Below are 6,223 nucleotides of genomic sequence, written 5' to 3' on the forward strand. Positions count from 1 at the left end.
GATTCGGTGGGGGCCCCAGGGGCGGCGGGTCGCCGCCCCCTATAACGCGCGGATGGGGGGGGGCCTGACGGTCGTGACCCGGTGCGGGTGTGGGGCGTTGTCGCGGGTGTGCGCGCCGGGCCCCTCTCCGCGTTCCGCACGGCTCCGCCGCGCGCAGGGCCTCAGGAGCCGCTCTGGGCGGCCAACTCCCGCGCCGCCTCGGTCAGGTCCTTCGCCGTGTCGATCGCCCGCCAGTAGGCCCCCTGCGGCAGCGGGAAGCCCGCCAGCCGCCGCTCCCGGGCCAGCCGCGGGAACGTCGTACGCTCGTGGTCGCCCAGATCCGGCAGCAGCGCGGCGAATTCGGGGCCGAAGACGTACACGCCCGCGTTGATCAGATACGGCGACGGCGGCGACTCGATGAAGTCCAGCACCTGGCCGAACTCGTTGGTCTCCACCACCCCCCACGGGATCCGCGGCCGGGCCAGCGCCAGCGTCGCCGTCGCCCCGCGCTCGGCGTGGAACTCGGCCATCTCGCGCAGCGAGAACCGCGTCCAGATGTCCCCGTTCGTCGCGTACCAGGGCCGCTCCGGGTACGGCAGGTGGCGAGCCGCGTACTTCAGCCCGCCGCCGCGCCCCAGCGGCTCCTCCTCCACCACCGTGGTCACCCGCAGCGGCAGGTCCGCCTTCGCCAGCCAGTCCTGGAGCACCTCCGCGAGATGCCCGCACGACACCACGGCGTCCGTCACCCCCTCGGCCGCCAGCCAGGCCAGCTGGTGCCCGATGATCGGCACCCCGGTCCCCGGGATCTCCACCATCGGCTTCGGCCGGTCGTCCGTATACGGACGCAGCCGCGAACCCTGGCCTCCCGCCAGGACCACCGCCTGAACAGGCGCCTGAGCGGGGGAGGCCGGGTACGCGGCCGCGGAAACGGAGGAGCGGGACACGGGGGGTACGTCGGTCATGGCCGTCAGGGTAGAGGCCCCGGCGCGGGGGAGAACGGCGACGCCCGTCGGCCGTCAGCCCATCGAGGCGACGCCGGTCGCGTACGCGGTGTCACAGACGGGGCGCGCGAAGGACTGGGCCTTCGTCGGGCCGTACACGTCCACGGCGGCGCGGCCCAGCGCCCGCGCGATCCCCATGCAGTGCCCGGCCAGCGACGGGCGCCGGTCCACCTCCTGCTGAAGGTGGGTCAGGACGTCGCCCGGCGCCTCGCCCTGCTGGAGCTCGCCCAGCAGCTTGTCGCGCAGCACGTCCTGGGCGGCGCGCGGCTTCGCGGGGACGGACACGTCCTCGGCGGACGCGGTCAGGATCTGGGAGGGCGTGTTGTCCGCCCAGGGGACCATGGTGACCGCGAGGGTCCCGGACAGGACCAGGACGACGGGCAGGACCAGGGCGAGGGAACGGCCGATACGGCGGGCAGTGTGGGTCACGAGGGCGAGAGTAGCGCTCGGTGAAGATTTGGCGACATTTAGTCACCCGGTCGGGGGATGGTTCGACGTGGCTTTTCGAATTAAGGGTTGACGAGTGGGGCCGAATGGCCCGGTCTGCCCCGGATGGCGGACAGGGGCGCTCCCCGGAAGGAACGCCCCTGACCGTACTCGCTCTCGGGTCAGCCGGAGAGCCGCTCGCCCGACGAGGTCGAGAAGACGTGGATCTCGTCGGCCCGCGGCACCACGTGCAGCGTCGAGCCCTTCTCGGGCACCTGGCGGCCGCCCACGCGCACGACGATGTCCTGTGCGCCCTCGGCGTCGGTGGTGCGCCCGTAGACGTAGCCGTCGGCGCCGAGCTCCTCGACGACGTTGACGGTGATCGTCAGGCCGCCCCCGGTGCCGATGTCGAAGTGCTCGGGACGCACGCCGACCGTGACGGTGCTGTCGCCCGCGTCCGCGGCGGCGGACAGCGCCTCGCGCGACACCGGGACCACGCTGTCGCCGAACTTCACGCCGCCGTCGGCGATCGGGACCTCGACCAGGTTCATGGCCGGGGAGCCGATGAAGCCGGCGACGAAGAGGTTGGCCGGGCGGTCGTACATGTTGCGCGGGGTGTCGACCTGCTGGAGCAGGCCGTCCTTGAGGACCGCGACGCGGTCGCCCATCGTCATGGCCTCGACCTGGTCGTGGGTGACGTAGACGGTGGTGATCCCGAGGTCGCGCTGGAGCGCGGCGATCTGGGTACGGGTGGACACGCGCAGCTTGGCGTCGAGGTTCGACAGCGGCTCGTCCATGAGGAACACCTGCGGCTTGCGCACGATGGCGCGGCCCATGGCGACGCGCTGGCGCTGGCCGCCGGAGAGCGCCTTCGGCTTGCGGTCGAGGTACTGGGTGAGGTCGAGCATCTTCGCCGCGTCCTCGACCTTCCTGCGGATGGTCGCCTTGTCCTCGCCGGCGATCTTGAGCGCGAAGCCCATGTTGTCGGCGACGGTCATGTGCGGGTAGAGCGCGTAGTTCTGGAACACCATCGCGATGTCCCGGTCCTTGGGCGGCAGGTGCGTGACGTCGCGGTCGCCGATGCGGATGGCGCCGCCGTTGACGTCCTCCAGGCCGGCGAGCATGCGCAGCGAGGTGGACTTGCCGCAGCCGGAGGGGCCGACGAGGACGAGGAACTCGCCGTCCTCGATGTGCAGCTCCAGCTCGTCGACGGCGGGCTTGTCGCCGCCGGGGTACAGCCGGGTTGCCTTGTCGAAAGTGACAGAAGCCATGGTGATGAATCCCTTCTACCGGCAGGAACGTGCCGGACGATCCGAGTGGAAGGTCTAGTCCAGTAAGGAGGACTCCGCCCGACGCTACCCCTCCTACCCCGTCCTGTCAGCACCCGGAGGCCCGTGACTTCCACCTCTCCCGGACCCGTCCGCCGACCGCCCGCGGGCGGGACGACGTGATGGCCCGGGGGATGGGGCGCTGTGTAAAGTGAGCGCGGTTACGCCTCCTTAGCTCAGTCCGGCCAGAGCAACGCACTTGTAATGCGTAGGTCGTCGGTTCGAATCCGACAGGGGGCTCCGCTGACAGCCCGGCTCGGATCTCCTCCGAGCTGGGCTTTCGCGTTTCGGTGGACCTTGCCCTCACGACCTTCCCCGAGGAAACGCGCATGACCGTGCACATGCCGACGCCGCTCGACGGAGCGCTCCCCGCCCCCGAGCGGGTCTGGTACGCCTCGTACGCGTCCAACATGCACATGGACCGCCTTGCCGCGTACATCGCGGGAGGCACGCCCGTCGGCGCCGGGCGGACGTACCCGGGCTGCCGGGACCGGCGGGCGCCGGAGCGGTCCCTGGCGGTGGAGCTGGCCGGCCGCCTCTACTTCGCGACCGAGTCTCCCGTGTGGACGGGAGGACGCGGGTTCTACGACCCGACCGCCCCGGGCCGTACGCGCGGACGCGCGCACCTGGTCACCGTCGGCCAGATGTCCGACATCGCCGCACAGGAGATGTACGAGGAGCCCGGGGGCGACCTCGACCTGACGGCGGTTCTCCGGGACGGCCGCCACGAGGTCGGGCCGGGGCGGTACGAGACCCTGATCTGCCCGGGCACGATCGAGGGCATCCCCGTGCTGACCTTCACGGCGCCGTGGACGCTCCAGGACGTGGACGTGCTCATGCCGTCCGCGGCGTACCTGCGGTACCTGGCCGGCGGACTCCTGGAATCGGGCCCCTGGGAGGAGCGGGACATCGCCGACTACCTGGCCGCCTGCCCGGGCGCGGCCGGCAACTGGACGGCCCTTCAGGTGCTGGAGCTGCTCACCACCGGCACCTGCCGGTGACGACGGGCTTCCCCTAGGGGGTGTGCGGGGCCTTCGGGGGGTTCGGGTCAGTGGCGGCCCGAGATGCGGTCGGCCAGGCGGGCCAGGGGGGTTGTCGTCGGGGTGTGGGTGGCCGACTCGCGGCGGTCCGCTTCGCGGTAGGCCGCGTAGAGGGCCTGGACGCCGAGCCAGCGGAAGGGTTCCGGCTCCCAGCGGCGCACGCGGTGGTTGACCCAGGGGAGGGCGGTGAGGTCCGTGGAGTCGCCCAGGACCAGGTCGCGCAGCGTGCGGGCGGCGAGGTTCGAGGTGGCCACGCCCGAGCCGACGTAGCCGCCGGCCCAGCCGAGGCCCGTCGTGCGGTCCAGGGTGACCGTGGCGTACCAGTCGCGGGGGACGCCCAGGACGCCCGACCAGGCGTGGGTGATCTCCACTCCGGTGAGGACCGGGAAGAAGGAGGTGAGGAGGTTCGTGAGTGACGTGATCGTCGATCGCTGCGTGGTGCCGTCGGTGTCCGTCCGGGAGCCGAAGCGGTACGGGACGCCCCGGCCGCCGATCGCGATGCGGTCGTCCGCGGTGCGCTGGGCGTACATGTAGGCGTGGGCCATGTCGCCGAGGGTGCAGGCGTCCGACCAGCCGATGCGCGACCACGTCTCGGGCGGCAGCGGGGCCGTGGCGATCATCGAGGAGTTCATCGGGAGCCACGAGCGCTTCTGGCCCTTGAGCGCGGCGGTGAAGCCCTCGGTGCAGCGCAGGACGTACGGGGCGCGGACGGTGCCGTACGGGGTGACGGCGCGGCGGGGGGCGATTTCCGTGACGGGCGTGGATTCGTGGATGACCACGCCGAGCCGTTCGCAGGCGGCGGCCAGGCCCTTGACCAGCTTGAGCGGGTGGATGCGGGCGCCGTGCGGGGTCCAGGAGGCGCCGACCGCGTCGGCGATGTCGATGCGGGCGCGGGTGTCGGTGGCGTCGTAGAGCTCGCGGTCGGTCTCGCCGAAGGCGAGTTCGGCGGTGTGGAAGGCCTTCAGGCGGCTGAGCTGGGCGGGGGTGCGGGCGACTTCGAGGACGCCGCCGCGGTGGATGTCGGCGTCGATGGACTCCTTGGCGGCCACGTCGATGACCTCGGTGACGGTCTCGTTCATGGCCTGCTGGAGGCGGAGCGCGGCCTGGTGGCCGTGGAGTCCGGCGTAGCGGTCACGTCCGGCGATTCCGTTGTAGAGCCAGCCGCCGTTGCGGCCGGAGGCCCCGTAGCCGCAGAACTTCTGCTCCAGGACGGTGACGCGGAGGTCGGGGGCGGCGGTCTTGAGGTAGTACGCGGTCCACAGGCCGGTGTAGCCGCCGCCGACGATGACGACGTCGGCCGTGGCGTGGCCGGTGAGGGGGGCGCGGGGTGGCTGCTGGGCGCTCTGATCCGTCGCGTACCAGAAGGAGATGCCGCCGTTGATCGTCATGGGGAGTTGGTACAGGGCGTTCCGGATGGGTGTCCAGGTACCGGATGCCGGGTTTTGGGGTGGGGGAGGTGGCCTTTTGGCTGATGTGGCGGGGGTGGTGGGGTCCGTAGGGTGCCGGTGGGGTGTTTTGTGCCGGTTGCGAGAGGTTTGGTTCGTGGTGGAGATACGTAGGACAGGGCGCGCGGGGCGTGTCGTCGGGGCGGTCGTGGCGGCGGCCCTGCTCGCCGGGGCGGCGGCCGGCTGTGGCGCGGGGGAGGGCTCGGGGGCGGCCGCCGGGGCCGGAGCGGGGGCCGGGGCCGGGGCCGGGGCCGGGGCCGGGGAGGTGCGGACGAGCCCGATCGCAGGTCAGCTGGCGAAGCTGCCGGCCGGCGTCGACGGGGCGAGGATCGTCGTGGGGGATCCGGCGGCTCCGCGCACGGCGCAGGTGCTGGTGGATCCGCGGTGCGGGTACTGCGCGAAGTTCGAGGGGACGGGCGGTGAGGCGCTGCTGAAGCTGGCCGCCGAGGGGAAGGTGAAGGTCGAGTACCTGCTGGCGTCCTTCCTGGACCGGGGCGGGGCCGGCGGTTCGGTGCGGGCCGTGAACGCGCTGCGGGCCTCGGTGGAGGCCGGGAAGTTCGCCGAGTACCAGGCGGCGGTGTTCGCGAGCCGGCCGAAGGCGAAGTTCACGGACGGGCATCTGCTGGCGATCGCGGCGGAGGTGCCGGGGCTGCGCGGGGAGGCCTTCGACCGGGCGGTGGCGGAGCAGACGTACAAGGGGTGGGCCGGCGAGGCGGAGAAGGCGTTCGAGGCGACGGGGGCGCAGGGCACGCCGATGGTGCTGGTGGACGGCCGGCCGGTGGGGCCCGAGGACGGGGCGATGTTCGACGCGGCGGCGTTCACGGAGGCGCTGGAGGCCGTCGGCATCGGCGGTGCGGCAGCCTAGGGAGTGTCGTCAAAGTGGCGTCGGCCGCCCGAAAGGGCGGGGCCGGCGGGGCCTGGCGCGTGCGATCGCAAGGCGGAGGAGGGAATCGACGCGGAGCGTCGGTGACCGACGACAACGCGGCGAGCGTGCGTGCCAGGCC

At 72.5% G+C, this 6,223-nt stretch carries 6 protein-coding genes and 1 tRNA gene; 3 read left to right on the forward strand and 4 right to left on the reverse strand.

All coding sequences use genetic code 11. From position 1 onward, the window contains the following. Nucleotides 1-161: 161 nt before the first annotated feature. The 3 genes from ACFXGI_RS32490 to ACFXGI_RS32500 all read right to left on the reverse strand — a co-directional run bounded on the left by ACFXGI_RS32490 (nucleotide 162) and on the right by ACFXGI_RS32500 (nucleotide 2,677). Entirely contained in the window at nucleotides 162-941 is a 780-nt protein-coding gene (locus ACFXGI_RS32490; RefSeq protein WP_384714560.1) for an NDP-sugar synthase, read from the reverse strand. A gap of 54 nt (nucleotides 942-995) precedes the next feature. After that, entirely contained in the window at nucleotides 996-1,409 is a 414-nt protein-coding gene (locus ACFXGI_RS32495; RefSeq protein ID WP_384714563.1) for a hypothetical protein, read from the reverse strand. Between the two features lie 179 nt (nucleotides 1,410-1,588). Continuing rightward, entirely contained in the window at nucleotides 1,589-2,677 is a 1,089-nt protein-coding gene (locus ACFXGI_RS32500) for an ABC transporter ATP-binding protein (protein WP_384714566.1), read from the reverse strand. Nucleotides 2,678-2,899: 222 nt separating this feature from the next. On the opposite strand from ACFXGI_RS32500, the gene ACFXGI_RS32505 reads away from it, so the two are divergent. Then, a tRNA-Thr gene (locus ACFXGI_RS32505) sits at nucleotides 2,900-2,974 on the forward strand. A gap of 89 nt (nucleotides 2,975-3,063) precedes the next feature. After that, nucleotides 3,064-3,735: a histone deacetylase gene (locus ACFXGI_RS32510; protein ID WP_384714569.1), complete on the forward strand. Its 672-nt coding sequence runs from the start codon at nucleotides 3,064-3,066 to the stop codon at nucleotides 3,733-3,735. Nucleotides 3,736-3,782: 47 nt separating this feature from the next. On the opposite strand, the gene ACFXGI_RS32515 is transcribed toward ACFXGI_RS32510, so the two are convergent. Beyond that, complete coding sequence (locus ACFXGI_RS32515; protein ID WP_384714572.1) at nucleotides 3,783-5,162, reverse strand: NAD(P)/FAD-dependent oxidoreductase; 1,380 nt, start codon at nucleotides 5,160-5,162, stop codon at nucleotides 3,783-3,785. Nucleotides 5,163-5,316: 154 nt separating this feature from the next. On the opposite strand from ACFXGI_RS32515, the gene ACFXGI_RS32520 reads away from it, so the two are divergent. Beyond that, the gene (locus ACFXGI_RS32520) at nucleotides 5,317-6,084 is read left to right on the forward strand and encodes a DsbA family protein (protein ID WP_384714575.1); all 768 of its coding nucleotides are present in this window, start codon (nucleotides 5,317-5,319) and stop codon (nucleotides 6,082-6,084) included. Nucleotides 6,085-6,223: the final 139 nt, after the last annotated feature.

This window comes from Streptomyces sp. NPDC059355 (assembly GCF_042752335.1).
In the GTDB taxonomy this organism is placed as follows: Bacteria; Actinomycetota; Actinomycetes; order Streptomycetales; family Streptomycetaceae; genus Streptomyces.